General features: G+C 63.1%; 21 protein-coding genes. 9 read left to right on the top strand and 12 right to left on the bottom strand.

What is annotated here, in order from left to right:
- Window positions 1-80: 80 nt before the first annotated feature.
- Window positions 81-1,013: a polysaccharide deacetylase family protein gene (locus I2I01_RS03235; protein ID WP_196284972.1), complete on the bottom strand. Its 933-nt coding sequence runs from the start codon at window positions 1,011-1,013 to the stop codon at window positions 81-83.
- A 177-nt stretch (window positions 1,014-1,190) separates the two neighbouring features.
- Here I2I01_RS03235 and dapA point away from each other — a divergent pair, with 177 nt between their 5' ends.
- Window positions 1,191-2,075: a 4-hydroxy-tetrahydrodipicolinate synthase gene (gene dapA, locus I2I01_RS03230; protein WP_196284971.1), complete on the top strand. Its 885-nt coding sequence runs from the start codon at window positions 1,191-1,193 to the stop codon at window positions 2,073-2,075.
- 15 nt (window positions 2,076-2,090) lie between these two features.
- Here dapA and I2I01_RS23500 read toward each other — a convergent pair whose 3' ends face one another.
- The 3 genes from I2I01_RS23500 to I2I01_RS03215 form a co-directional block, all read right to left on the bottom strand.
- Window positions 2,091-3,386: an O-antigen ligase family protein gene (locus tag I2I01_RS23500; RefSeq protein WP_196284970.1), complete on the bottom strand. Its 1,296-nt coding sequence runs from the start codon at window positions 3,384-3,386 to the stop codon at window positions 2,091-2,093.
- 77 nt (window positions 3,387-3,463) lie between these two features.
- Entirely contained in the window at window positions 3,464-4,207 is a 744-nt protein-coding gene (locus I2I01_RS03220) for a (Fe-S)-binding protein (protein WP_196284969.1), read from the bottom strand.
- A 29-nt stretch (window positions 4,208-4,236) separates the two neighbouring features.
- Window positions 4,237-5,088 (bottom strand): hydroxymethylglutaryl-CoA lyase, encoded by an 852-nt coding sequence (locus I2I01_RS03215; RefSeq protein WP_196284968.1) that lies wholly within the window; start codon window positions 5,086-5,088, stop codon window positions 4,237-4,239.
- A gap of 103 nt (window positions 5,089-5,191) precedes the next feature.
- On the opposite strand from I2I01_RS03215, the gene I2I01_RS03210 reads away from it, so the two are divergent.
- The 4 genes from I2I01_RS03210 to I2I01_RS03195 all read left to right on the top strand — a co-directional run bounded on the left by I2I01_RS03210 (window position 5,192) and on the right by I2I01_RS03195 (window position 8,103).
- Window positions 5,192-6,574, top strand: coding sequence for a M23 family metallopeptidase (locus I2I01_RS03210; protein ID WP_196284967.1), 1,383 nt, complete (start codon window positions 5,192-5,194; stop codon window positions 6,572-6,574).
- 107 nt (window positions 6,575-6,681) lie between these two features.
- Entirely contained in the window at window positions 6,682-6,918 is a 237-nt protein-coding gene (locus I2I01_RS03205) for a hypothetical protein (RefSeq protein WP_196284966.1), read from the top strand.
- Window positions 6,911-7,249 carry a hypothetical protein gene (locus I2I01_RS03200; RefSeq protein ID WP_196284965.1) on the top strand — a complete coding sequence of 113 codons (339 nt, stop codon included), beginning with the start codon at window positions 6,911-6,913 and terminating at the stop codon, window positions 7,247-7,249. The genes I2I01_RS03205 and I2I01_RS03200 overlap by 8 nt, the downstream gene beginning before the upstream one ends.
- A gap of 200 nt (window positions 7,250-7,449) precedes the next feature.
- Entirely contained in the window at window positions 7,450-8,103 is a 654-nt protein-coding gene (locus tag I2I01_RS03195; RefSeq protein WP_196284964.1) for a cytochrome c oxidase subunit 3, read from the top strand.
- Between the two features lie 72 nt (window positions 8,104-8,175).
- Here the strand turns inward: I2I01_RS03195 and I2I01_RS03190 are convergent, their stop codons facing one another.
- Window positions 8,176-10,440, bottom strand: coding sequence for a T9SS type B sorting domain-containing protein (locus I2I01_RS03190; RefSeq protein WP_196284963.1), 2,265 nt, complete (start codon window positions 10,438-10,440; stop codon window positions 8,176-8,178).
- 176 nt (window positions 10,441-10,616) lie between these two features.
- Here I2I01_RS03190 and I2I01_RS03185 point away from each other — a divergent pair, with 176 nt between their 5' ends.
- Entirely contained in the window at window positions 10,617-12,686 is a 2,070-nt protein-coding gene (locus I2I01_RS03185) for a M1 family metallopeptidase (protein ID WP_196284962.1), read from the top strand.
- 71 nt (window positions 12,687-12,757) lie between these two features.
- On the opposite strand, the gene I2I01_RS03180 is transcribed toward I2I01_RS03185, so the two are convergent.
- The 3 genes from I2I01_RS03180 to I2I01_RS03170 form a co-directional block, all read right to left on the bottom strand.
- Window positions 12,758-13,396, bottom strand: coding sequence for a hypothetical protein (locus tag I2I01_RS03180; protein ID WP_196284961.1), 639 nt, complete (start codon window positions 13,394-13,396; stop codon window positions 12,758-12,760).
- A 186-nt stretch (window positions 13,397-13,582) separates the two neighbouring features.
- Complete coding sequence (locus I2I01_RS03175; protein WP_196284960.1) at window positions 13,583-14,023, bottom strand: DUF2147 domain-containing protein; 441 nt, start codon at window positions 14,021-14,023, stop codon at window positions 13,583-13,585.
- 624 nt (window positions 14,024-14,647) lie between these two features.
- Window positions 14,648-15,529, bottom strand: a complete 882-nt coding sequence (locus I2I01_RS03170) for a C40 family peptidase (RefSeq protein WP_196284959.1) — start codon at window positions 15,527-15,529, stop codon at window positions 14,648-14,650.
- 130 nt (window positions 15,530-15,659) lie between these two features.
- Here I2I01_RS03170 and I2I01_RS03165 point away from each other — a divergent pair, with 130 nt between their 5' ends.
- Window positions 15,660-17,465, top strand: coding sequence for a M61 family metallopeptidase (locus I2I01_RS03165; RefSeq protein ID WP_211537792.1), 1,806 nt, complete (start codon window positions 15,660-15,662; stop codon window positions 17,463-17,465).
- Window positions 17,466-17,642: 177 nt separating this feature from the next.
- Here the strand turns inward: I2I01_RS03165 and I2I01_RS03160 are convergent, their stop codons facing one another.
- The 4 genes from I2I01_RS03160 to I2I01_RS03145 form a co-directional block, all read right to left on the bottom strand.
- Window positions 17,643-19,601, bottom strand: coding sequence for a KUP/HAK/KT family potassium transporter (locus I2I01_RS03160; protein ID WP_196284958.1), 1,959 nt, complete (start codon window positions 19,599-19,601; stop codon window positions 17,643-17,645).
- 110 nt (window positions 19,602-19,711) lie between these two features.
- Window positions 19,712-20,380 carry a hypothetical protein gene (locus tag I2I01_RS03155; RefSeq protein WP_196284957.1) on the bottom strand — a complete coding sequence of 223 codons (669 nt, stop codon included), beginning with the start codon at window positions 20,378-20,380 and terminating at the stop codon, window positions 19,712-19,714.
- 105 nt (window positions 20,381-20,485) lie between these two features.
- A complete protein-coding gene (locus tag I2I01_RS03150) occupies window positions 20,486-21,109 on the bottom strand; it encodes an FKBP-type peptidyl-prolyl cis-trans isomerase (RefSeq protein WP_196284956.1) in 624 nt (207 codons plus the stop codon).
- A 226-nt stretch (window positions 21,110-21,335) separates the two neighbouring features.
- A complete protein-coding gene (locus I2I01_RS03145; RefSeq protein WP_196284955.1) occupies window positions 21,336-21,473 on the bottom strand; it encodes a hypothetical protein in 138 nt (45 codons plus the stop codon).
- Window positions 21,474-21,658: 185 nt separating this feature from the next.
- Here I2I01_RS03145 and I2I01_RS03140 point away from each other — a divergent pair, with 185 nt between their 5' ends.
- Together I2I01_RS03140 and I2I01_RS03135 are read left to right on the top strand one after the other, a co-directional pair.
- Window positions 21,659-22,543 carry an ABC transporter ATP-binding protein gene (locus tag I2I01_RS03140; RefSeq protein WP_196284954.1) on the top strand — a complete coding sequence of 295 codons (885 nt, stop codon included), beginning with the start codon at window positions 21,659-21,661 and terminating at the stop codon, window positions 22,541-22,543.
- Between the two features lie 107 nt (window positions 22,544-22,650).
- A complete protein-coding gene (locus I2I01_RS03135; protein WP_196284953.1) occupies window positions 22,651-26,352 on the top strand; it encodes a M1 family aminopeptidase in 3,702 nt (1,233 codons plus the stop codon).
- Window positions 26,353-26,395: the final 43 nt, after the last annotated feature.

Here is a 26,395-nt window from a genome sequence, read left to right as displayed (position 1 = left end):
ATGAAAAAGCCCAGCTGCTAAGCAGCCGGGCTTTTTCTGTAGTCAACGTTTTTAAAAACGTTTGCCTGATATCATGCGGGCTAGAAGCTTTGCACGATGTTGTTGCGCAGCGTTTTGGGCGACCAGTAGCCGCTGGCGATGATGCGACGGATGGTGAACATGGGGTCGTTCTGGTCGCGCTTTTCGGCCAGCGAGAAAGCGGCCACGAAGCCGCGCTTTTTCAGCTCGGGAAAGGCCTGCGGGTTCCAGAGGCCGAAGGGGTAGGCGAAGTACACGATTTTCTTGCCCGTGATTTCCTCCAGCGTCTTGGTGGGCTTGTCGATTTGGGTTTCCCAGTCCTTGCCCTGGTACTTCTTCACGTTGTGGTGGTCCCAGGTGTGCGAGCCGATGACGTTGCCCTCGTCGGAGAGCTGCTTCACCATGGCCTTGGTCATGTAGTTGGGGCGGCCCAGGCTCACGGTCATTACAAAGTACATGGCCTTGTAGCCGTACTGCTCCAGCGTGGGGCGCGCCACCGTGAATTGGTCCAAGTCCGTGTCATCAAACGTGAGCATGATGGGCTTGCTCGGCAGTTTGGCGCCGGTGGTCATGTACGCGTAGAGCTGGTCGGGCGAGATGGTGTGGTAGCCGCTGTCGGCCAGCATCTTAATTTGGGCCTTGAATTGGGCCACGGGAATGATGTAGTCCTTGGCGCCCTTGGAGTCGCGGGCCGTCCAGTCCCGAATTTGGTGGTAGCAGAGGATGGGCACCTGGGGGCGGGCCAGAATGGCCGCGGCATTGCCGGCGCTGCTGGCCGGAATGGTTTTGGGGTCGGGGGCGGGAGTGGCGTTGGCCTCGTCGGCCGCAATAGCTTTGGTGCCGGAGGTTTCGGCAGCGGCCGGGTCGGTGGCGGCGGTATCGGCTTTCTCGACGGTAGCGGCGCTGGTGGCGGCTTCGCCGGTGGTGGCGGTTTTGGTGTCGCAAGCGGCTAGCGTCAGGCCGGCCAGCAGGAGGGGAGCGGAAAGAAATTTCATGAAATGCGCGAAGCCGGGCCTCGCAGAAGGGTATGAGGGAGGAAGAAAAACAAAAACAATTCTACCCTGCGTCAAGCGAAACGCAGCGAAGCATGACGTTTGGGAAAGTGCGAGCCAGTAAAACGTGCCCCACCTGCTACTTTTGCAGCCCACAAAACTAACTCCCAAACCCCTGGCATGAACAACTCCGGCACCCAGCTTCCGCGCTTTCACGGCACCGGCGTCGCCCTGATTACGCCCTTCACCGACCATTTCGCGGTAGACTACACCGGCTGGCGCCGCCTGCTCGATTTCTGCATCGAGGGCGGGGTGGAATACCTGGTTATCAATGGCACCACCGGCGAGTCGCCCACCACCACGGTGGCCGAAAAAGCCGAGCTGCTGCGCATCGCCAAAGAGCATGTGGCTGGCCGCGTGCCGCTGGTGTACGGCATCGGCAGCAACAACACAGCCGATGCCGTAGAGTTATTTCGCAGCACCGACTTGCACGGTGTGGCCGCGGTGCTCTCGGCCAGCCCGGCCTATAACAAGCCCAGCCAAGCCGGCCTGGTAGCCCACTACCAGCGCTTGGCCGACGCCTGCCCCGTGCCCCTCATTCTCTACAACGTGCCCGGCCGCACGGCTTCCAACCTCACCGCCGAAACCACGCTGCGCCTGGCCCACCACCCCAACATCATCGGCATCAAAGAAGCCAGCGGCCTGATGGAGCAGTGCCTGACCATTGCCGCCCACAAGCCCAAAGACTTTCTGCTGCTCTCGGGCGATGACATGCTCACGCCCGCCCTCATTGCCTGCGGCGGCGAAGGCGTTATCTCAGTGCTGGCCAATGCCTTTCCCAAGCGTTTCTCCGACATGACCCGCGCCGCCCTGGCCGGCGACTTCGCCGCTGCGCGCGACGGCCTTTTCCGCCTACTGCCCCTCAACCCGCTCATGTATGAGGAAAGCAACCCCGTAGGCGTGAAAGCTGCCCTAGAAGCCCTTGGCGTGTGCGGTGCCGCCGCCCGCCTGCCCCTGCTCGAAGCCACCGAGGGGCTGAAGGAGCGGATTCGGAAGGCGCTGTAGGCAGCAAATGCTTTTTTAGCTGAATACCGGCTGGGCCTGCGCCCGGTCCGGAGCAGGGAGCGGCCCATGTTCGGGCCGCTCCTTGTTTTTTCGCTCGCCGGCCACCACCAGGTAGCCGTACAGGAACACAAAGAAGTTCAGGCCAATCTGCAGGTCCAGCACGGAATCGACCAGCATGGCGGCGGCTTCGATGACCAAAAAGAGGCACACCGCCGCGTCGCGGCGGGCCCAGCGCTGCGTAAAGGGCCAACCCAGCAGCCCCAGCAGCAATAACACGCCCGGCACCCCGCCTCCCAGCAGCGACTGCACGTATTGATTGTGCACCTCGACGCGGTTTTCGGCCCGCAAACCTAGGCTCTGCCAGTCGTACTGCGCCATCATGGCGTCACGTACGTCGGCCGGACCCACGCCCAGCATCCAATGGCCCTCCACAACGTTGCTGGCCGTTTGGAGGGCGGCCAGGCGGCGGGCCACCGAGTACTCATTGATGTCGTGGCCCTGGGTGTACTGCTCTACGTCCCAGAGCGTGCCATTCACCCGCTCGTGCACCGTGGGCAGCACCTGGTAGGCCAGCCACGGGGCCAACGCCAACGCTGCCAGCAAGGCCAGCCCCAGGGCCAGATGCCGCCGGGCCAGCACGCGCAGGGCCAGGGCCAGCAGCCCGGCATAAAACACCAGCAGGCCAGTGCGATACGCCAGTACGTGCAGGGTGAGCGCTGCCACAGCCGCCGCTACTAGCAGCCCCGCGCGCAACACGCGCCCGGCCCGCGGGTTGCTCCGCAGCAACAGCCCTGCGAAGAACGCCAGCGCCAGCATCACCCCAAACGCAATGTGGAAGATGTGCGTGATGGCCGGCATGTTTTGCCCTACGCGAATGGCCTCGGCCGCCGCCGCGGTGTTGAGCAGGTATTGCCCCAGCGTGCCCAGGCCCACGGCAGCCGTGCCCAGCACAAACGTGCTGCCCACCACCAGCCGTTGCCAGCTCGCCAGTGGTACGGCCACGGCAAAAGCCAGCGGCACGCCCAGCCACACCAGGTCACGGTACAGCTCGTGGCGCCAGGTGGCCCAGTTGCTGGTGTAGAGCCCGGTCAATAAAAGAAAAGCCGGGATGGCGGCTGCGCGCATGGCGGCGCCATTACGAAAATACCGGGGCAGGGCCCGCAAGAAGTCAGGATTGGTCAGGGCCGCTACCACGCCCACAATGGGCGCAATGGCAATGAGGGCCCGCGAAGCCAGCAGCCCCGCGATGCCCGCCACGCAGGCCAGCAATAGCAGGTATTGTGAAAGTCGGCCGGACAGATAGTACTGCACTGAAAAAGAACGAAAGAAAAACGTTGGCGAGCGCAAGAACGGCATAGCTCAGCCAAGCCGTATGCGGCCGCCCGATTTTACCAGCCGCTGGCCAGCACGTCGGCCACGTGCAGGCATTTAAGCGGCAGCTTTTCGCGCTTGATGTAGGACTCCAGGTGCATGAGGCAGCTCACGTCGGTGCTCACGAGGTAGTCGGCGCCGGTGTCGAGGGCGTGCTCTACTTTCTGCTGAGCCATGGCCACCGAAATGGCCTCAAACTTCACCGCAAACGTGCCGCCGAACCCACAGCAGGTAGTGGTTTCGGCCATTTCGATTCGTTCCAGCCCCTCCACGGCGTCGAGCAGCTGCCGGGGCTGCGGCCGGATGCCGCACTCGCGCAGGGCCGAGCAGGAGTCGTGGTAGGTGTATTTGCCCGCCAGCCGGGCGCCCGGCACCGCCGCCACGCCCAGCACATCCACCAGGAATTCGGTCAGCTCATACACGCGGCCCTGCACGCCCCGGCAGGCCGCTTGCTGCGGCGTGCCGGCAAACAGTTCGGAGTAACTATTGCGCACCATGCCCACGCAGGAGGCCGAAGGACTCACCACATAGCGCGGCCCGGCCGTGGCAGGCGGCGCGGCAAAATCGGCCAGAAATTTTTCAGCTACGGCGCGGCTCTGGTCGTGGTAGCCGGCGTTGTAGGCGGGCTGGCCGCAGCAGGTCTGGGCCGGGTTGTAGTTGACCGTGACGCCTACTTTTTCCAGCACCTTCACCATGTTCAGGGCCGTGGTGGGGTAAAGCTGGTCGACGAAGCAGGGAATGAAAATATCGACGGTGGGCATTAGGCTAAGTAATTAAAAAAGCAGGCAAGCTAGTGCCCGGCAAACACGGGTTGGCTGAGCAGTTGGGCTTCGTGAAAGGCGGCCATGTTCAGGCCCGTGGGCACGCCCTGCTCCGCCAGAAACGCGACCAAGTTCTCCGTCGCCATGTTGCCCGTCAGCTCGTCGGCCGCCATGGGACAGCCGCCGAAGCCGCCCAGGGCCCCGTCGAAGCGGCGGCAGCCGGCCTCGTAGGCGGCGGCCACTTTCTCGCGCCAGGTGCCGGGCGTGGTGTGCAGGTGCGCCCCAAACTCTATCTGCGGGTATGCCGGAATCAGGGCCGAGAACAGCGGGGCAATGGTGGCCGCGGAAGACGTGCCCACCGTGTCGGACAAGGCCACGATGCGCACGCCCAGCGCCGCCAGCTGCCGGGTAAAATCCGTCACGATTTCCGGGCTCCAGGCATCGCCGTAGGGGTTGCCAAAGCCCATCGAGAGGTACACCACCAGCGTTTTGCCGTTGCGCTCGCACAGCGCGTGCATGGCGGCCACGTCGGCCAGGGCCTCGGGCGTGCTTTGGTTGGTGTTGCGCCGCTGGAAGGTTTCCGACACCGACAGCGGGAAGCCCAGGTAGCTGATTTCGGGGTGCTGGGCGGCGGTTTCGGCCCCGCGCAGGTTGGCCACAATGGCCAGCAGCTTGGTTTTGGTGTTAGTTAAGTCGAGACCGGCCAGCACCTCGGCCGTATCGCGCAGTTGCGGAATAGCTTTTGGCGATACGAACGAGCCGAAATCGAGCGTATCGAAACCGACTTGCAGCAGGGCGTTGAGGTAGGCGGTTTTGGTAGCCGTCGGGATAAAGTCGTGCAGGCCCTGCATGGCGTCGCGCGGGCATTCGATAAGCTTCATGGGAGCAAAATAGGGGGTGGGAGGGGCCGTAAAGGTAGCAGCCGATGGGGGCGGGGGGAAGCCCTGCTCCCGAACTAGCCACCGGCCGCCATTGTTGGGAGGAATGCTTTTCAAAAGGAATGTGAATGCCGCGCGGCCGACTACCCAGCCGCGCGCCCGCGTGTGGTGGGGTTTATTCGCCGTGGCTTTGCTAGGCCTGGGCGGCTGCAGCAAGCAGCAAACCCTGCAGGCACTCTTTCAAAAATCGACCCCGCACGAAGCCTACGCCCGCCAGCTGCACCAGGCCGGCCTCGACCAGCGCCCGGCCGGTCGGGCCTGGCTAGGGGCGGCTTCCCAGGCCCTGCGCGACTCCTTAGTGGTCACACTACCCTTTGCCGAAACGGGCTATTTCCGCCCCGAGCGGCCCACGGCGGCAAGCTACCGCTACGCTGTGCGCGCCGGCGAGCAAGTTCATGTGAGCCTGGCCCTGGCGCCGGGCGTGAATGCCCGGGCGTTCGTCGATGCCTTTGAAGTGGGCCCGGGCCGGCGCCTGCTGCCCCTGGCCAGCGCCGACACCTTGGTGCTCGATTTCCGCTACCGGGCCGAAAACGATGGCCAGCACCTGCTGCGCCTGCAGCCCGAGTTGCTGGCCGCCGGTCGCTACACCCTACGCCTGAGCCGCGAGCCCAGCCTAAGCGTGTTTCCGGTGCAGGGCCGGACCGATGCGGCCGTGGGCAGCTTCTGGGGCGCCGCGCGCGACGCCGGGGCCCGCCAGCACGAGGGCATCGACATCTTCGCGCCGCGGGGCACGCCCGCTGTGGCCGCTGTGGCCGGCTACATTACCCGCACCGGCGAAACGCCGCTGGGCGGCCGCGTGGTGTGGCTGGCGGCCGATGGCCGTCCCGACCACCTCTACTACGCCCACCTTGATAAACAGCTCGTGACGCCCGGCCAACGCGTGCAGCCCGGCGACACCCTGGGCCTGGTGGGCAACACCGGCAACGCCCGCACCACCGTGCCGCACCTTCACTTCGGCATCTACCGCGGCGGCCGCGGCGCCCTCGACCCCTTTCCGTTTGTACAGCGTCCGGCCGCCCCGGCCCCCACGCCGGCCGGCCCCGACCGCCGCGGCGAGTTTGTGCGCCTGCGCAAAGGCGCTGCTCTGCAAGCCACGCCTTCTTCGAAGACAAACCGTCAGGCCGAGTTGGCCGCCATGCCGGCCCGCGTGCCGCTGCTGGTGCTGGGGCAGCAGGGCGCAGCTTTGCGCGTGCAACTGCCCTCGGGCGAGGTAGGCTACGTGCCGGCGCAAGGCGTGGTGGCCGCGGCTGCCGCCCCGCTGCGCCGCCTGAGCCTGAGTGGCCTCACCGAGCTGCATGCGGGCCCAGCTGCCACGGCGCCGGCCATTGGCGCGCTGGCGGCCGGCACGGCGGTGGCCGTGCTGGGCCAGGCCCAAGCCTACAGCTTGGTGCGCGGCCCCCGGGGCGAAACCGGCTGGGCCGTGCTGTAGGCAACTCCGCTGGGCTGGTTTCGTTAGGAAGTGGGGCCGTACTTTGCGGCCATCCGGTGTGCGGCTTTCGCTCCTACGCCGGCATCACCCTCACTCCACCCAGCACCATGGCTGATTCTTCTTCCAACTTCGCCGACATCGCGGCCTCCCTGCTCAACAAGCTCTCCGGCGGCGTCGAGCTGAGCTGCGCCTTCGACCAGGTCGAACTGCAAGTGCCCAACGCCCAGAATCCCAACGCCCCCGCCGCCACTTGGAAGCTCAACGGCTCGGTGCGCATCCGCACGCGCGGCGAGCAGCCCAGCGCCCCCCAACTGCCGGCCAGCCCCTCCGAGCCCGGTGCCTAGCGTCCTCGAAATTGATGCCCAGCTGGTCATCACCTGGAATGGCCACCCGCTGCAGCTGGCGGCGGCCGGCACCTATCTCATCCTGAACATTCCCAGCCAGCAGGTGCTCGACCAGCTCACCGCCGGCCCGCCCAAAGCGCCCGGGGCGCCCAAAGTGCCCAAGCCGCCGGGGCCCGACCCGCTGCAGCAAATCAACGACCTGGCCCGGCAGTTGGGCTGGGTGCTCGACCTGCGCGTGGGCGGCAAAACCTACGTCACTTTCGGGGTGCAGCGCACGCCCAAAATCACCCTCAACGCCGTGTTGGGCAAGATTGGCTCATTCTTTAAATAACAAGACACACCGGCCCCTATTAGCCGCCCTGCTGAGCGCAGCCGAAGCATCTCTACCGCAATAGTAAATCTGATTACTTGCGCAGTAGAGATGCTTCGGCTGCGCTCAGCATGACGGCCATTATAAAAGGCCAAATTCGGGTTTTTTGCAACTAATTTTTGCGCGATTAGTTTCGGTACTATACCCCTTGGTACCCCCCGATGAACCCCGAGAATAACCCCGATAACCAGGTCGGCGCGCGGCGGCGCCCGTCGCCGTTTGGCCGCATCGAGCGGCTGCCGCCGTTGGCGGTGGCGCTGTATCTGGCGCTGCTGGCTATCACGGTCATGTTTTTTGTGCTGATTGTGGCCTACGTGGCGGCCCGGCTGCGAAGCGGCGTGCCCACGGGACTGCATCCGCTGCCGCGTTACTTCTCGCTGAGCACCATTGTACTGGTGCTTAGCAGCTACACCATGGCCCAGGCGCCGCGCCTCTACGCGCAAGACGACCTGGGCAGCCTGGCGCGCTGCCTGGGGTCCACACTATTGCTGGGCTGCGTGTTTGCCGGCCTGCAGGGGCTGGGCTGGCGCGAACTGCTGGCGCACGGCGTGCCGTTTGGCGGCCCAGGTGGCAAAAGCAGCGGACAGTTCGTTTACCTGATTTCGGCCTTGCACGTGGCGCACTTGCTGGGCGGTATGCTCTTTTTGCTGGCCTTTCTGCTGCGCGTCATTCACAACGAGCGCGACGCCGTCCGCACCCTTGTTTTCATCCGCAACCCCTACTACCGGCGCCAGCTGCGCCTGCTAGGCACCTATTGGCACTTTGTCGACGTGCTGTGGGTGGTGTTGTTTGCGGTATTTCTGTTTATGTATTGAGAAGTGAGAGGGTGAGGATTGGGACGGTAGAAGTTAGTGTTAATACATTGATTATCACAGTATTGCTTCTCGCTACGGAATCACCTCCAGCCAGCCCTTAAACCGGCGGCCGTCGGTGTAGGTGATGAAATAGTAGAACATGCCGCCGCTGCCGGTACCCGGCCAGTGAAAATCCCGGTCGGTGGACTCGAAAACCTGCTGGCCCCAGCGCGAGAAAATGCGGATGTTGGTGAACTGCGAGTCGCAGAAATTGGGCGGGAGCTCGGGCAGGCGGAATTCGTCGTTTTGCCCGTCGCGGTTGGGCGTGATGACGTTGTAGAGCTTCACGGCCACGGTGTCGGGGCTTTTCACGCGCAGGCGCACGCGCTGTACCTGCGGTAGCGGCCGGCAAGTCGCGTCAATCAGCTGGAAGGCCACCACCAGGTCACGGTGCAGGTTGGCAGCGGCGCAGCTCACGTCCCATCGGAAGGTGCCCGTGGCCACCCCACTGCCGTTTTGGGCCACGAAGCGCATGCCCGCGCTGCCCAGGTCGAAGCCTTCCTTGCCATCAGAGGCCGTGCCCGTGGCCATGAGTGTGAGCCCGTCGCGGTCGGGGTCGACGCCGTTGAACGTGGCCGTATACGTCTGGCCCAGGGGCAGTACTACCTCGGGCAGGTCCGCACCATTTTTGGGCGCAGGAAGGTCGGAGGTGAGGGTAGGGGGGCGGTTGGCGTAGCGCACCACAATGGGCACGCTCACCGTGGCGGCCTGGCGTTCCGAGCACGGCGAAGTAGCTGCTGCAAACTGAAAATTGAACACCGAATCGGCGCCTACAGCCCGGCAATCGACGCGCCAGGTGAAGCGCCCGCGCTGCTGGTTGGCCTGCGTGCCCTGCGACAGCGTGGCCCCCAGGCTAGCCGGATTGAAGCCCTGGCCGGTCATTTCCAGTTGAATGGGGTCGTTGTCGGGGTCGGTGCCGGTCACGTCGAAGCTCACCAGGTCGCCCACGCGGGCGTGCAGGGGCAGGGTGGGGCCGGCCGTGGTCACGAGCTGCGGGGGCGAGTTGGGCGGGGGCACGGCCGTGAAGGCCACGCGCACGGTGTCGCGCTTGGGCAGGCTGCAGCCGTCGTCGCCCACCACCACGTCCAGCAAAAACACCCGCCCGCGCGAATTCAGGCATTCGGGAAAGCAGAGCGTGGCCGTGAGCGTGTCGGGGGCGCCGGGGCTGCGCACGGCGCCGGTAGTGGAGGTGGTGAAATTCGGCAGCAGCCCCGTAAAGTTGACCGGGCTCAGCGTCAGGGTGAGGCGCGTGTTGGGGTCGGGGTCGGTGAAGCGCAGGCGCACGCAGCGGTTGCCGCCGGGCACGAAGCGCAACGTGTCGCGCCCGGGCCGGTAGATGCCGGCGCCGGTAGCCGTGGGCTGAAGCACTATCCGGGGCTTGGTGTTGGTGGGGCAGGCCAGGGCCATAAGCTGGAAATCGCGCCGGCATTCCCCAATCTTTTCGCCCCGCCGATACTCTGCGCAGCGCACCCCAAACACAAACAAGCCCTGGTTGGTGGGGCGCACCGTGAGGCGCCCGGTGCGGCGGTCGATGCGCAGCGTGGGCGCGCCCGGAATCTGGTTGGTGGTGCTCAGGCCCGGATTCCAGCTGATGTCGGAATACGGGGCGGGCTGGGCCGAGGCGGGCTTCGGGGTGTTGGTGTCGGCGTGGCCGTTGAGCGGCGTCACCAGGTCGTATACCAAGGAGTCGCCGTCGGCATCGCGCCCCCCGAAGTCGTAGTAAAACAGCTCGTTGATGCAGGCGTAGTCGGCCAGCGGCGGGAAGATGCGCGGCGTGGAATCATAGAAAGGGCTGCCGCGGCGCACCACGGCCGGAAACTCCAGGTAAAACGTCTGGGCCGCGTTGCCGGGCGCCACAATGTTGCTGATGCTGTTGTTGCGGCAGCAGCGCTCCACGGCCACGTAGTAGCCGGCGGCGTTGGTGTAAGTGTTGGCCGATAGGGTAATATTCTTGCTGTACACCAGCCGGCGGGTACTAAGCGAGGGCTGGGCGCAGGCCGGGTTGGTGTAGTTGACGAAGGTGTTGCTGGTGAGGGGCAGCACCACGTTGGCCATGCGCGAATTGGAGCCTTTCTCGAAGATGCTGGCCGTCAGGTCGGCGTCGAGGGCGCTGGCGCTGCCGTACACCGCGTCGAAGTACAGATTAAGCACCAGCGTATACGAGTCGCCGGTGTTGTGTACCAGTTCCATTTCGCCGCCCACGATGTGTGTGGCCCGCGCCGGCCCGGCCAGCAGCAGCCAGCCAAGTAGCAGCAATACCAGCCGCAACGCGCCAGGCAGACGAAAGCGAAAGGGCATGGGTACCGGAGTAAGCGTCCTAAAATCCTGATTTAAAACCGAAATATACAGCTGCCTCGGTCAACTTCGAATGGAAAGTTGTCGTTTGCCGACGGGCGCCGCCGCCGTACCTTCGAAGGCCAACCGGCCTGAAGCCTAACCCACCTTTCTGTCAATTTGTTGCTCCCCTTCAGCTTATGCGCTTTCTTTTTTACGCTCTTGCTCTGAGTAGCTTGTTTATTGCGCCGGGCCGGGCTACGGCCCAAACGGCGCCACCGCAGCCCGCGACCCGGCCGGCCGGCCCCGTCGAGCTGAATGCCGGCCAGCTTTGCGCGGCGGCCCATGTGCGCGCTGCCCAGCGCACGGCCACCTCGTCGGTGTCGCACCGGCGCAAGATGGACCGCTACGACGTGAAGTACTACAAGCTGGATTTGGCGATGGAAAACAACTCGCTGAACGTGGCCGGCTTGGTGTGGATGCGCGTGCGGGTGGGCGCTCAGGCGCTCGACTCCCTGGCCTTTGAGCTGTACCAGGCCCCAACTGGCTCTCCGGCCGGCACGGCCACCATGCTTATCGACTCGGTGGTGGTGAACGGGCGCCGCTCGCCCGGCATCCGCCGCGCCGGGCCCGATGCCACGGCGGCGCTGGCCCAGCCCGCAGCGGCCAATTCGCTCGCCGACGCCCGCATCTACTACCACGGCACGGCCCCGAGCGGCAACTCCGCCGCCATTGGCAACGGCCTGAGCACCCGCAGCACGGTGCACCTCGACACCTACCAGGGGGCGCCCGATTTTGCTTATAACCTCACTTGGTCGTTGTCGGAGCCGTTTTCGGCCCACGAGTGGTTCCCCTGCAAGCAGGTGCTCACCGACAAAGCCGACTCCTCCGACGTGTGGGTTACGACCACCTTGCCCAACAAGGTGGGCTCCAACGGCGTGCTCGTGCGCAGCGTGCCGCTGGCCGGCAACAAGATGCGCTACGAGTGGAAATCGCGCCACCCCATTGATTATTATCTTATTTCGGTGTCGGTGGCGCCCTACGTGGAGTACGTGACCACGGCCCACCCGGCGGGCGGGCCGGCGGTGCCCATCGTGAGCTACCTCTACAACCAGAATTACCTAAACTACTGGCAGTCAGACATCAATCAAACCGCGGGTTTCATCGAAAATTATTCGGCGTTGGTAGGGCTGTACCCATTCGCTGACGAGAAATACGGCCACACCTCGGCCCCCATCTACGGCGGCATGGAGCACCAAACCATGACCACCCAGGACGGCTTCAGCTTCACGCTCGACGCTCACGAGCTGTTTCACCAGTGGTTTGGCGACAACGTGACCTGCGCCAGCTGGGAGCACATCTGGCTGAACGAAAGCTTTGCTTCTTACGGCGAGTATCTGTCGTTACAGGCCTTCCGGCCCAGCGACGCCCGGCCCTGGATGGACAACGCCCACCTCTACGCCCTGCAAAACCAGGGCACCATCTACGTGGCCGATACCACCAACGTGGGCCGCATTTTCGACTATTACCTGACCTATAAAAAAGGCGCTGGCGTGGTGCACATGCTGCGCTATCTGCTCAACGATGACACCAAATTCTTCCGGGCCCTGCGCACCTACCAAACGCAGTACCGCGGCTCCACGGCCCGCACCGCCGACTTGCAGCGCATCTTCGAAGCCGAAGCGGGCCGGCCGCTGGGATATTTCTTCCAGCAGTGGTTCTGGGGCGGCGGCTACCCCATTTTCAACGTGCGCTGGAACCAAAGCGGCAACAACCTCGTGCTGCGCGTGAACGAAACCGTGACGCAAGCATCCATCACGCCCTTCTTTGAGACGGATGTGGACTACCGCCTCACCTTTTCTAACGGCACTACCCAAACCGTGCGCCGCCGCCAAACCACGGCTACCCAAACCTTCGCCCTGACGGTGAGCGGCAACGTAACCGCCATCACCGTCGACCCCGACCAATGGGTGCTCGACGCGCCCGGCCCTACGCCCGTGCGCGACAACACACTGCTGGCATCTCGGCCGGCGGCCACGGCTGCGCTTCCGGTCTATCCCAATCCCTGCCACGAGCAATTGCAGCTGCCCGCCACTGCGGCCACCGCGGCCGAGGTGCGCGACGCCACCGGGCGGCTGGTGCTGCGCCAGCCCTTGGCAGGCGCCCAGCCTCAACTCATCACCCACAGTTTGGTGCCCGGCTTGTACCAGCTGCGCTTGGTTGGCGCGCAGGGAGAGCTCCTGGGCCAAACCCGTTTCGCGAAAGAATAACTCCTGCCGGGGCAAACGCAACAAGGGCAGCAAGCACGTACGCTTGCTGCCCTTGTTGCGTCTTAATATCCTCAAAAAGTGTCGTGGAATTCGCGGATGCGGGCTTGCGCGTCGGCATCGGCCGGGGGAGCGTCCAGCAGGTTGCTCAGGAGTTCTTCAAACGGACGAGCCGGCGTAAAGCAGGGGTCGAATACGGCGTTGCTGGCCAAGCGGATGAAGAACGGCGCCCCGTCGACGGCCACCAGGTCGATGGTGATGAGGCCGAAGCGCTGGTTGCAATGGCCCGTGTGGGGGCAGTCGGTGGGGTTGGGCTTGAAGAGCTGCTTGAGCGTGATTTCGGTGTGGCCGGCGCCGCGCCGGGTGCCGCGGTCGGCACAGGCGCGGTGGTAGCCTTGCGCAAGCAGGCGCTCGCCCAGATGCTCGAAGAAATGGCGGAAATTGCCGGGCCCGATGCTGGGGTCGTAGAACAGCAGCGCGCCCCGGCGGCCCTTTTCCGCCAGTAGTTCTACGCGCAGGCCGCGGCTGCCCGCGGCGCCGCCTTTGCGCAGGTGGTAGGCTTTGTAGTAGGGCCCCAGCCAGTTCAGAAACACCCGCTGCTCCACCCAGCGGGCGTGCCGCTTGGCCTGGCCCGGGGTCAGCTTCACGGCCCGCCACGGGGCTTGCGCTTTCGCCCGCTGCGGGCGGAAAAGTTTCTGGAGGAAGTCGAACAAGGGTGGAAAGGTTAGTGGAGTCGAAACACGGGCTGGTAGAAATAGTTTCGGGGTGGGGCAGAAGCCAGGGCCGCATTTTCGTCCAGCCCCGCATGGCTTAACCCATACGAAGCCACAAAAAAGCCAGCTCCCTGGCGAGGAAGCCGGCTTTTGATAATGAGATTAATAAGCCCGAGATGGCTGTGTTTATTTCACCCGCGTCCAGGTTTGCGACTTGCCAATGAGCGAGAAGCCGATGTAGCCTTTCACTTCCATGGTGTTGGCGTTTTCCATCTTCATGTAGCAGGAGTAGGTTTTGCCGCTTTCGGGGTCGTAGATTTTGCCATCGTCCCACTTGTTGTCGCTGTCGTACTTAAAACCCTGCATGAACACCAGGCCCAGGCGGGGGCGGCTGCGCAGCTTGGGGTCTGGGTTCTGGGAGTCGGTTTTGGGTTTGCCGGTGGCCGGGTCGTTGGGCGTGGTCAGGCTTACAATTTTGCCGCACAGCTTATCGCCGCACTTGTAGATTTCAAACGTGGCTTTCTTCTCCGAGTTCGTCCACACCCCCAGCGGAGACATGGATTGGGCCGAGGCCATGCGGGCGGCGCCCAGCACGAGGAGAACAAACAAGAGCAGGGTTTTTTTCATTGTAAAATGAAGATTGGGTGAGATTTCGAAGAAAAGGTAAGGGAAAAATATCCGGAAGCTGAACCAGGGGCTTCGCTCAGCCCTTAGGCAAGTTTACGGCCAAGTTCGAAGCCACAACATGGGGGGCAAATTTTTTGGCCGGCAAGCTAAAATTAATAGCACTGTAAATCAGGCCTAAAGCCGCGCTGCGGGCCAAATAGCCCGAAAATAGGCCCGCAAATTTTGAACCTTACCCCCTGCTATTAACTTTACCGCTCAGTAGTGAGTGCTACGGCCTCGCTCAAGCAGCCCTAAGGTGCTGGGCCGCGCGAGCAGAGGTTATGTCGAACGTAAAGAAAGGAGGTACAAAATGTCTAGTAGTCCCAACCAAATCCTGCCAAGCCTGTCGAATGTCGTACGCTTCACCGCAGTACGCGCCTAACAACAGCTTCGTGGGGTAGCTCCTAAGGCTTCCCACATTCGGCCAGGTCTTATCTTAAAAGACGCCGGAACTGTACCCCAGTTTCGCCGCTTGGTAAGATTTGAAGGATTAGATGCCCGGTTTGCCCAGTCGCCCTTCAGTGGGACGGCAGAGGCAGGCCGGGCATCGCTGCGTTTAGGCCTTTGTGGGAATAGCTTATTCGCTTAACGCTTGCGAGTAGTAACTCTGGGCTTAGCGGCGGGCTTGCTCGCTGCCTTCTTCGCTGCTACTTTCTTTTTCGCAGGTGCCTTGGCCGCCGCCGTGGTTTTAGGGGCAGTGCGCTTTTTAGCGGCGGTGGCTTTTCGGGCAGCAGCGGCTTTAGCTGGCTTCGCATACTTTTTGGTGGGCAGCTTTTGCGGCAAGGCCGGGGCGAGCACCTCGGCCGTGGCGGCCACGGGCACGTCGTGCACCGGCAGGGCTGCTATTGGCGTTTTGCGGGGCGTGGCAGGTTCGGATTTTGGTCGGGCGGCGGTCACCTCACCAGCGCCCAGCACGCGTCGCACTTGCATGAAGCGCCGCTCGTAGTCGGAATCTTCTACCTGGCTCACTTTCACGAAGGGCTCGCGGCGCCCCGACGAGGCGTGCACGAAGCGCAACGGCACCTCGCCCCGCTTCGAGATGACGATGCCCGCGTGCCCGGGCGTGGTGCTGGTGCTGGCCGTGCCAGTGAATACCACAATGTCGCCGGGCTGAGCCTCGGCGCGGGGCACGGGCCGTCCCACGTCGATGAGCAAAGCCGTGGAGTGCGGCACGGCCACCCCAAAATGCGCAAATGTGTACATGATGAACCCCGAGCAGTCGAAGCCGGTGAGGGGTGAGGTGCCCGCATACACGTAGGGGGTGCCGCGCTGAGCCAACCCAAAGGCCACAAGGCTGTCGGCGCGGGCGGCCAGGCCGGGCCGGGGCGGTTCGCGCAGGCTGGCAAAAGCTGAAGTGGGGGGTGGCGCTTTAACGCTCTTTGACTGGGGCGTGCGGTGGCCGAGGCGCGGGAGCACCAGCACCATCAGGGCCATAAGCCCAGCGAAAGCCATCCATACAAAGCGCATATACAAGAAGGTAACAGTGGTGCCGGCTCAGTTTAGCGCGGCCTTGGCTCCTAACGGGACGGCTGCCCGTTGGGTTAGGGGCAGCGGCGGGGTGTATTTTGCAGGCTCGAATTCATTCACAACGCTGTCAATGCTCATAAAAACTCCCACCTTCCTTTCCGCCGCCCTGCTGGCCGGTGCTATTTCGTCCCAGGCCCGCCCCGCAGCGGCTGTGCCCACCCTGCGCTACTCGCTGGCCATGCCGGCTCCGCAAACGCATTATTTTGAGGTGAAAATGGAGCTCGGCGGCTTCCCGGCCGAGTACACCGACGTGAAAATGCCGGTGTGGGCGCCGGGCTCCTATCTGGTGCGTGAGTACTCCAAAAACGTGGAAGGCTTCCAGGCCCGCACGGCCGACGGAAAAGCGCTGGCCTTCGAGAAAATCAACAAGAATACCTGGCGGGTGAAGCACCCCAAGCAGGCCAATTTCACGGTGAGCTACCGCGTGTACGCCTTCGAGCTGAGCGTGCGCACCTCCTTCGTCGATGCCGACCACGGCTACCTCAACGGCAGCAGCGTGTTTATGTACCCGGCCGACAACAAGATGCTGGGCAGCACCGTGGTGGTGCAGCCCGCCGCCGGCTGGTCGCAGGTGAGCACCGCGCTGCGCCCCAGCACCGGCAAGTTCACCTACAAAGCCGTGAGCTACGACGAGCTGGCCGACTCGCCCATGGAAATCGGCAACCACAAAGTGCTGGAGTTTACCGCCAACGGCACGCCCCACCAAGTGGCCATGTACGGCACCTACCAGGCCGACGACGCCAAAGTGGTGGCCGAAATGAAAAAGGTATGTGAGGAAGCGCACCGCGTGGTGGGCCAGAACCCGCTCGACCATTATCTCTTCATCGTGCACAACCTGGAACGCGGCGGCGGCGGCCTGGAGCACCTGTACTCGACCACGTTGGAGGTGGGCCGCACCACTTACAGCACCGATGCGGGCATGAAGTCCTTCCTGGGCTTGGTGGCGCACGAGTACTTCCACCTCTGGAACGTGAAGCGCATCCGCCCGATGGCGCTGGGCCCGTTCAACTACGACCAGGAAAACTACACCCACATGCTGTGGGTGAGCGAGGGCATGACCGAATACTACTCCAAGCAGATTCTGGAGCGCGCCGGCGTGCTTTCAAAAGAGGAGTACCTGGGCAAGCTGGCCAACGCCATTGGGGAGGTGGAAAACACGCCCGGCAACAAGGTGCAGTCGGCCGCCGAGTCGAGCTTCGATGCCTGGATTAAGTATTACCGGCCCAACGAAAACGCAGCCAACACCCAAATCAGCTACTACTCAAAGGGCGACCTGATTGGTACCTGGCTCGACCTCAACATTGCGCAGGCCACTCAGGGCCAAAAGCACCTCGACGACGTGTTTCGCCTGCTCTACGACACCTACTACAAGAAGGCCGGCCGCGGCTTCACCGACAAAGAATACGAAGACGCCGTGGCCACGGTAGCTGGCCGCCGCTTCGACGAGTTCTTCCAGAACAGCGTGTACGGCACCAAAACCATCGACTACGCCACGGCCCTCGGCTACGCCGGCCTCAGCCTGACCAGCGCCCCGCTTACCACCTCCGGCACGCTGGGCGCTACTTTTTCGAACCGCACCGGCAAGCTGCTGGTGACCAGCGTGCTGCGCGACGGCGCCGCCTGGAACACCGGCCTGAACGTGAACGACGAAGTCTTGCTCATCAACGGCGTGGCGCCCAGCGAAGAATCGGTGAAGTCGCTGCTCAGCGGCTCGGTGGGCAACGAGGTGGCCCTGCAGGTGCGCCGCGACGGCCTGCCCCGCGAGCTGAAAATCAAGATGGCCGCCAACACTGACGTGAAATACACCATTCAGCCGGTAGCCAACCCCACTGCCGCCCAGCAGAAGGTGCTGGCCAAGTGGCTCGGCAAAGCATAAGTAGCTTTATAATCAGGGAAACAAAAAGCCCCGTGCAGTTGGCACGGGGCTTTTTTATTGTATATGAGTCAGAAAAAACGTCATGCAGAGCGCAGCGAAGCATCTCGCTCAGGGAAGTGACTCATTTCACATGCAACGAAGCGGGCGAGATGCTTCGCTGCGCTCAGCATGACGTTCTTACTTAATGCGCTTCAGCGCCACCTCGCGCACGGGCGCAATTACCAGAGGCACTTTTTCCACCTTCACCGACGAGGTGTCGAGGCCGAAGTATTGGTCTTCGGAGGCGATGAACTGGCGGATGTAGAAGTAGGCCTGCATCACCAGTTTCTCCAGCGTCGGGAAGTCGTTTTCGATGCTGAGGAATTTCTCCAGCACCACGAAACGGAAGTCGCCGGTCACGTGCTGCTTGTTCAGAGACTCGTAGCGCGAGGTGATGTCTACTTCCTTATTGCGCACCAGGTCTTCAATTACCTTTCTGAAATACAGGTTGATACGCTGCTGCACCCGGAAGCCCAGGCGGAAGTTGATGCGGAAAACGTCGTCTTTGGCCACTTCGGTCACCTTGTACTCCATCGTGTACGGCTCGTCGGTGGTGTCGACGTGAATAAACCAGTAGATATCAGCGCGCTTAGGGCGCTTTTGGAAGATGGAATAGATGATTTTCTGCTCAATCTCGGTGCTGCGCTCGGCCGAGGTAAGGAACACCAGGTGGGTGGAGTATTTCGGAATGGAATCGTCGTCGCTGAGCTGCTTGAGGGCATCGACGTAGGGCTCGAGGCGCACGAATTCGGTGAGGCGGCGCTTGATGTAGTACGACTTAAGCCACACGTACATTACCCCCATCAGCGTGGAGCCAATGGCCAGCGACACCCAGCCGCCGTGCGGGAACTTCACCAGGTTGGCAATGAGGAAGGAGCCTTCGATGAGGCCATATACAACCGTGAACAGCAGGATGAGGGGCAGGGCCACCCGCTTCATGCGTAGCCACATGGTAAGCAAAATGGTGGTCATCAACATAGTGAGCGTGATGGCCAGGCCGTAAGCCGCTTCCATGTTGGTCGATTCGCGGAAGTAGAGCACCACCCCGATGCAGCCCAGCAGCAACAGCCGGTTCATGCTCGGCACGAAGAGCTGGCCCTTCACGTCGGTGGGGTAGTTGAGCCTCACTTTCGGCCACATATTCAGGCGAATAGCCTCAGCCACCAGCGTAAACGAACCCGTGATAAGCGCCTGCGAGGCAATGATGGCCGCAATGGTGGCCACGCTGATGCCGATGAGCAGAAACCACTGCGGCATGAGTGCATAGAACGGGTTTTTGCCGTTCAACATCTGGCCCTGGTGCTGCAGCAGCCAGGCGCCCTGGCCCAGGTAGTTAAGCAGCAGCGTGGTCTTTACAAAAGTCCAGCTGATGCGGATGTTACCCTTGCCGCAGTGGCCCAAGTCCGAGTACAGCGCCTCGGCCCCCGTGGTGCACAGAAACACCGAACCCAGCAGCCAGAATCCCCCGGGGTAGCGCACCAGCAAATCGTAGGCGTAGTAGGGGTTGATGGCCTTGAGGATGACAGGGTTCTGCACTATCCAGATGGTGCCCAGCACGCCCAGCATCGTAAACCACAGGAACATGATGGGACCGAAGGCCTTGCCTACTATCTGAGTGCCAAAGCTTTGCAGCAAGAACAGCCCCGCGATGATGCCAATGACGATGTACACCACCATGTCCTGCGTGAGGTGCGGAAACACGTTCTTGAGCCCCTCAACCGCCGACGACACCGAGATGGGCGGCGTAATCACACCATCGGCCAGCAGCGAGGCGCCGCCGATGATGGCCACGGCCGAGAGCCAGGCCCCGCGCCGCCGCACCAGGGCGTAGAGCGAGAAAATGCCGCCTTCCCCGTTGTTGTCCGCGTTCAGGGTGAGCAGCACGTACTTGACGGTGGTTTGCAGCGTCAGCGTCCAGATGACGCAGGAAATGCCACCAAGCACAAGGTGGGCGTCAATCAAATCGGGCACGCGCCCGCTCTTGAGGATGGACGACATCACGTAGAGCGGCGAGGTGCCGATGTCGCCGTAAATAATGCCGAGCGCAATAAGAAGCCCAGCGCCGGATATAGCGGTGTGCGAATGTTTGGAATCCATAATGGAAAAACGATTGTCTGCAGCGGCTACTGACCAACTGAATTACGGGGCGCGAAGGTAGCAGCCAAGCTGCTGCCGTGCGCTTACGAAGCTGCCCAGAAAAAGGCGAACTAATTAGCCGGCAAGGTATTATTATTTGCAGAAGCTTCGCTTTCTGCTGCAGCCTGGGCCTCGCGGGCGGCTTGCTGCATGGCGGCATCGGCCGCGGCGAGCAGGGCAGCGGCTTCGCGGGCGGCGTGGTCGTGCACCCGAAAGATGCGGCGGTTCACCTCGGCGCTGAGGCTTTGCCAGGGTGCAGGCTCGCCGGGGAGGGCAAAATTGAGGGCCTCGCGGCCCAGGCGGTGCAGGCGCAGGCGGTTGGTGCCGCGGTGACCGTAGGCCAGCAGCAGTGCCGTGAGGGCCATGCCCGTCATGGCTGGCCCGGTCCGCAGCCAGTTTTGCAGGAAGGCTATCATCACCCCCGCCAGGCCCAGCGCGCCCAGCAGATACCACAAAATCCACTTAACCGGCGTGAGCTCGGCGCGCTCCAGCTCGCGCAACGCAAACTCCTGCCCGCGCACCGTGAGCGAGGTGCCCGTGAGCGTGACGCGGCCGTCCTTGCTCTGTACCGTGGGCAGCGGAGGCAGCGGAGCCACTTCCTCCGGCGGCGCGGGGGCGGGCTGGTACACCGGCCCGCTGGCCGGGCTGGCGGCCGCGTCCGTCAGCAAAGCGGCCCCGGAAATGGGTTCCGGGGCCACGGGGGCTGATTCAGCCGGGGGCTGGTTATCAACGTTGTTCATGGGTTTGGCTGACGCAGAAAGGGTGGAGGTGCGCGTCCAGGTGGGCGGCGCGGTGCGCGTGGCGGCGGAGGCCCGGGTGGGCGCGGCCGCCGCCACGGCGGTCCCTCAGTTGTTCACTTTCAGCAGCTCCACGTCGAAAATCAGCGCGGTGTCGCCGGGGATGTCGCGGCCCGCGCCGCGCTTGCCGTAGGCCAGGTCGGAGGGGATGTAAAGGCGCCACTTCGAGCCTTCGGGCATGAGCTGCAGGGCTTCGGTCCAGCCGGCAATCACCTGGTTCACACCGAAGGTAGCGGGCTGGCCGCGCTGGTAGCTGCTGTCGAATACCTTGCCGTTAATCAGGGTGCCGTGGTAGTGGGTGGTCACCTTGGAGCTGGGGCCAGGCTTGGGGCCGCTGCCTTCCTTGATGACTTCGTACTGCAGGCCGCTGGGCAGGGTGGTGACGCCCGACTTGTGGGCGTTTTCGGCGAGGAAGGCTTCGCCTTCGGCTTTGTTGTTGTTCATGGCGTTAGGGTCTTGGTCGTCTTCGGCACCGCCCATTTGCTCCTGCAGCTGCTGCATGGCGGCTTGCATCTGCTCCTGGGTGAGGCGGCTGGGGAGGCCCTGCAGGCCTTCTTTGAGGGCGCCGGCCAGGGTGTCGATGTCCAGGTCGAGGCCTTGCTGGGCAAAATTGCGGGCCAGGTCGCGGCCAATGATGTAGCTCACCTGAGCCTGATGGGAATCGAGGTTCATAAGAAACCGGGGGTGCGTTGGGGCTGACGGGCGGGGCCGCAGCCGGTGAAAAAATAGCTCAACGGGTTACGCCGTTGCAAAGCGAAAGTTCCAAAAGCCGGGCCGAACCCATGAGGCCCGCCGCATTGGCCGATTCTCGAACAAACCGAAAGCAAAAAAGCCCGGCCGGAGGGCGGGGCTTTTTTGCAAAACAGGCGGAATGGTAGCCGCAGGGCTACAAAAGGGCTTAGCAGTAGTGCGCGTGGTCGTCGTCGCCGTCGAAGAAGAACGTCAGGTCCAGGTCGGCCAGTTTGGCAGCCAGGTAGCTCACGCCGCCCAGCAGCAGCAACGAAGAGAAGGAGAGGGCAGTGGTGGACTTTTTCATCGGATAACGCGAATAGCATTAGTGGTTGATTCGGGTGCAAAGATACGGCTCAGCGGCTAAAATGTTAGGCATGCAGCATAAAATTAACATCGATGGCACAAATGCGAATGGAAAAGACACAATTTGAAATGGATTTTCTAGCAAAGAAGACAACCTTTGAATCAGTCATTTAACCCGCCAACACCATGGAGCTACGCATTACCAATCTTTCCAAAACCTACCCCAACGGCACGCGGGCCCTGCGTGGCGTCACGCTCACCATTCCGAACGGCATGTTCGGCCTGCTGGGACCCAATGGCGCGGGCAAGAGCAGCCTCATGCGCACCATTGCCACCTTGCAGGAACCTGACACGGGCAGCATCATGCTCGGCGACATCGACGTGCTAACCCAGAAAGATGAAGTGCGCAAGGTGCTGGGCTACCTGCCGCAGGAATTTGGCCTCTACCCTGGTATCTCAGCCGAGGTGCTGCTCGATTACTTTGCCGGCCTCAAGGGCATCCGCGATGCGGCCGAGCGCAAGCTGGCGGTGGAAAGCTTGCTGCAGCAAACCAACCTGTGGGCGGCCCGCAAGAAGGCCGTGGGCGGCTACTCGGGCGGGATGCGCCAGCGCTTCGGCATTGCGGTGGCGCTGCTGGGCGCCCCGCAGCTCATCATCGTGGACGAGCCCACGGCTGGCCTCGACCCCACCGAGCGCAACCGCTTCCTGGATTTGCTGAGCGAGATAGGGGAGAATGTGGTGGTGATTCTGAGCACGCACATCGTGGAAGACGTGACCGAGCTGTGCCCCAACATGGCCATCATCGCGGGCGGCGAGGTGGTGGCCACGGGCTCGCCCAACGAGGTGATTGGCGAAATCAGGGGCAAGGTGTACCGCACCAAAACGGAGAAGGCAGCACTGGCCCAGCTCAAATCCGAATACGAGGTGATTTCCTCGAAGCTGGTGGCCGGGCAGCCCATCGTGCGGGTGTTCAGCGAGGTGCCCATCAACGGGCAGTTTCAGCCGGCCGAGGCCACGCTGGAAGACGTGTATTTCCACCGCTTGGCGCGGCGGGAGCAGGCGGTCCACTAAACACATCGTTGTCATGCTAACGAAGGAAGCATCTTATCACGGCTGCCCTCGTCGGATTTGCAAACCCTTGAGCCGCAGGCGTGATAAGGTCCTTCGCTGCGCTCAGGATGACATACTTATACATCATGTTCCTGCAAACGCTTCGCTTTGAGCTGCGCTACCGCTTCACGCAGCCCACGACCTACCTCTACTTCGGGGTCTTCGCCCTGTTCGCGTTTCTGTCGCAGACCGTGGACGACTTTGGGTTCAACTCCAGCCCCAAGGTGCACGTGAACGCGCCCGATGCGCTGGCCCAGCTATTTCTGGTGTCCTCCATTTTCGGCATGTTCATCACGGCCGCGCTGCTGGGCACGCCCATATACCGCGACGATAAAGACCAGATGATCGGGCTACTTTATACCACGCCGCTGCCCAAGTGGGGCTACCTGGGTGGGCGCTTTGTGGGCTCGCTGCTGGCCATGTGGTTTGTGCAGGCGGGCACGACGGCGGGCGCGCTGCTGGGCATGTTGGCGCCCTGGGTGGAGGCCACCAAGCTGGGGCCGGTGCAGCCGCTGGCGCTGCTGGTGCCTCTGGTGGCGGTGGGCTGGGCCAACGCCTTGTTTGCGGGCTGCCTGTTTTTTGCGGCTTACCTAGTGTTTCGCTCGCCGTTGGTGGTATATCTGGGGGGCATTGTGCTGTTTGTGGGCTACCAGCTGTCGCTGCAATTTAGCCAGCGGGTGACCAGCGACTTCCTCTTTGCCATGCTCGACCCCTTCGGCATCGTGGCCAAAAACCTGGACGTGAAGTACTGGACCATTGCCGAGCGAAACACGCAGCTGGCCAACTACCTCGGCGGCTTTCTGCTGGCCAACCGCCTGCTGTACATGGGCATTGGGCTGGTGGTACTGGGGGTGGCCTGCGCTACGTTCCGGCTGGCGCTGCCCCGCACCCGGGCTGCCAAGGCCGGGCCCGCCGAGGCACCGCCGGCCGTGGTGGCCGGGGCGGGGCTGCGGCGCACGGCCCCCGCGTTTGGCGCAGGGCTGAGTGGCTGGCAACTGCGCCGATTGGTGCGGGTGCAGGTGGCCAACGTGGTGAAGGCGTGGCCGTTTCGGGTGCTGGCGCTGCTGGGCACAGTGTACGTGCTGTTCAACTTCTACTGGACCTATCACGACATGCGCGGCGTGCAGCTGCCCGTCACCTACCAGATTCTGAACGTCATCAACACCAACTTTACCCTCTACCTGTTCGTCATCATCACCATATACGCCGGCGAGCTGGTGTGGCGGGAGCGGGAAACGCGCCTGCAGGGGGTGTTTGATGCGCTGCCGTTTGCCAGCTGGCTGCCTTTCGTCAGCAAGCTGCTGGCACTGGTGCTGGTGAGCGCCATGCTCACGGCTGCGCAACTGGTGGTGGGCATGGCCGTGCAGGCTTTTCTCGACCCAAGTTTGATTGAGCCGCTGCTGTACCTGAAGAACTTCCTGATTCAGCTGGCCTCGCTCACGGTGCTGTGCACGCTGGCGCTGGTGGTGCAAACCGTGGCCAACAACAAATATGTGGGCCATGCGCTGATGCTGGTGTACTACGCGGTGGTATTTCTGCTGGCCGATGCGCTGGGGCTGCACCACGCCATGCTCAAATTTGGGGCGGCCGTGCCCTACACCTATTCAGATATGAATGGCTACGGACACCTGGCGGCTCCGCTCTTGTTCATCAACCTCTACTACCTGGCCGGGGCAGCCCTGCTGGGGCTGCTGGCCAGCCTGCTGTGGGTGCGCGGCAACGACACCGGCGCCCGCACCCGTCTGCGCCTGGCTGCGCAACGGCTGCGCGCCCCGGGCATGCGGCCGGCCGTGCTGCTGGCCGCGCTGGCGGTGCTCACGGCCGGCGGTTGGGTGTTTTATAATGCCAACGTGCTGAACGAGTTTGTGACGCCTCGCGGCCTGGAGGCCCGGCAGGCCCGCAAGGAACGGCAGTACAAGCAGCTGGAAAACCTGGCCCAGCCCAAAATCACGGCCGTGGCGGCGAAGGTCGACCTGTTCCCGACGGCCAGCCCCCGCGGCTACCGCCTGCACCTCGACTACACCCTGCACAACCAGACCACCCGCCCGCTCGACTCGCTGCTGGTGAACTACGACCCCAGCCGCAGCATCCGGCGCGTGCTGGCCACGCCCGGCCGTTCGGCCCGCGTGTTGTTCGACGACCCGGTGGCAGGCCTGCGCCTGTTTCGGCTGGCGCAGCCGCTGGCGCCCGGCGACTCGCTCACACTGGCTTACGACGAGGACTACCGGGCCCGGGGCTTTAGTTCGCGCCTGAATGGGACGGGCGTGTTCGACTGGGCCAACATTTCGCCCGAGGACCGCCTCACTGAAAACGGCACCTTCCTGGATTTGGTAAGCCTGCGCATTGGCTACCAGCCCGATGGCGAACTGGAAGAAGACGAGGCCCGCCACCGCCAGGGCCTGGGACCCAAGGAGCGCACGCCCCGCCTCAACGACCCACGCGGCCGCATGCAGGCCGGCTTTGCCCGCGACGCCGACCGGGTGCGCTTCGAGGCCACCCTCAGCACCGATGCCGACCAGCGCGCCGTGACGGCCGGCTACCTCGACCGGGAATGGACCCAGGGCGGCCGCCGCTACTTCCACTACCGCATGGACCAGCCCATTCAGCCGCTCATCAGCGTGCTCTCGGCTCGCTTCAAGGAATATAAAACGCAGTGGCAGAGCCCGGCCGGCGGCCCGCCGGTGGCCATTGAAATATACTACGACCCGCACCACCCCGCCAACGTGCGCCGCATGGCCCAGGCCCTGAGCGACGGCCTGGCGTATTACACCAAAGCCTTCGGGCCCTACCAGTACCGCCAAATCCGGCTGCTGGAGTTTCCGCGCTACAAGTCCTTCGCCCAGAGCTACGCCAACACCATTCAGACTTCGGAAAGCGCGGGCTTTATTGATGATTTGCGCGACAAAACCACGCCGGACCTTACCTATTTCATCACCAGCCACGAGCTGGGCCACCAGTGGTGGGGCCACCAGACCGTGGGCGCCAATGTGCAGGGCGGCAGTGTGTTGTCGGAGTCGCTGTCGGAGTATTCGGCCATTATGAACGCCAAGCACGCCTTCACGCCCAACCAGATGCAGCAGTTCATGCGCCGCGAGCTGATGAACTACCTCATGGGCCGCCGCAGTGAGCGCAAGAAGGAGCTGCCGCTCATGCTCTGCGAAAATCAGCCCTACATTCACTACTACAAGGGCGGCATGGTGTTCTACGCCCTGCAGGACTACATCGGGGAAGAGAAGCTGAACGCGGCGCTGCGCGAATTTCTGGCCGCCAACCACCAGAGCCGTCCGCCCTATCCCACATCGACCGACCTGATGGCCTACCTGCGCCGCGCCACGCCTGACTCGCTGCAGTACCTGCTGCGCGACCAGTTCGAGCAAATTACGCTTTACAAAAACGAGCTGAAGGACGCCACTTACACCCCGCGCCCCGATGGCCGCTACGACGTGGCCATGACTATCAAGGCCGAAAAAGTGCACGCCGACAGCCTCGGCAACGAGAGCCCTGCCAAGCTGGCCGACTACGTAGAAGTTGGCGTTTTCGGGCCCGACCAAACCCCCGGCGGCGAGGTATGGGACGTGCGCGGCAAGGCCCTGCTGCTGCGCAAGGTCAAGCTCAGCAAGCCCGAGGAAACCCTGCATTTCGTGGTGAATGAGAAGCCCGCCAAAGCTGGCGTCGACCCCTACCAGAAGCTGATTGACCGGTTTTATTACGACAACGTGAAGCCGCTGGAAGAAAAGAAAACTGGCGCGAAGGCGGTGGCGGCAAAGTAGCCAGCGACTGATGGTAGGTGGAATTGTGTCTTAAACTAATTCA

This window comes from Hymenobacter properus (assembly GCF_015694735.1).
Lineage (GTDB): Bacteria > Bacteroidota > Bacteroidia > Cytophagales > Hymenobacteraceae > Hymenobacter > Hymenobacter properus.
The sequence above is the reverse complement of the archived record's forward strand: the minus strand, read 5'-3'. Positions and strand labels throughout refer to the sequence as shown.